The organism is Pseudomonas sp. Pseusp3 (genome assembly GCF_047304225.1).
GTDB classification, from domain to species: Bacteria; Pseudomonadota; Gammaproteobacteria; order Pseudomonadales; family Pseudomonadaceae; genus Aquipseudomonas; species Aquipseudomonas fluorescens_CD.
The window spans coordinates 1-650 of sequence record NZ_JBGLYV010000239.1; the positions used below are offsets into that span (position 1 = coordinate 1).

Sequence of the window (650 nt, forward strand, 5' to 3'; positions counted from 1 at the left end):
GACCTCGACGAACTGGCGGTGTATGTCGCGGTGTCCCGTCGTCAGCTCGAACGCCTGTTCCAGAAGTACCTGCACTGTTCGCCGTCGCGTTACTACCTGAAACTGCGCCTGATCCGTGCGCGGCAGTTGCTCAAGCAAACGCCGATTTCGATCATCGAAGTGGCGTCGATCTGTGGTTTCGTGTCCACGCCGCACTTCTCCAAGTGCTACCGCGAGTACTTCGGCATTCCGCCGCGTGACGAACGCGTAGGGTCCAACACTACCCAGCAAGTGGCGATGATGCCGCTGCCGCAAGCGTTGGTGCTGTCGCCGTTGTCCGGGCCGTTGTCGGCGTTGGGCCAGGCACGTAACGAATCAACCTTCGCCAGCGTTCGTCTATAAATCTTCACCCTATCCTGCGAAAGCGTAACGCTCGCAGGATAGGGTAAGGCGCATTACTTTCATTGTTGCGTTGAAGCAGGACTAACTCGACAGCTTTGATCATGTCTTCGATGACTTCCCTGGTGCTACCGAAAAACATCCTGGCTTCGTTCAGGTAGAGCAGGGCGGGCGCAGCCGCTAGCCATCGAGCGCGGGTTAGTCGACGGCTTTGACCATGTCTTCGATGACCTTTTTAGCGTCGCCGAACACCATCATGGTTTTGTCCAGGT

Annotated in this window: 2 protein-coding genes; one reads left to right on the top strand and one right to left on the bottom strand. The window is 57.1% G+C overall.

Annotated features, from left to right (window positions below; translation table 11 throughout):
- Positions 1 to 381: helix-turn-helix domain-containing protein (locus ACCD00_RS30720; RefSeq protein ID WP_413428935.1), on the top strand; the 381-nt coding region annotated here is incomplete at its 5' end.
- Positions 382 to 576: 195 nt separating this feature from the next.
- On the opposite strand, the gene ACCD00_RS30725 is transcribed toward ACCD00_RS30720, so the two are convergent.
- The coding region (locus tag ACCD00_RS30725; RefSeq protein WP_413426209.1) for a hypothetical protein at positions 577 to 650 on the bottom strand (74 nt) is incomplete at its 5' end.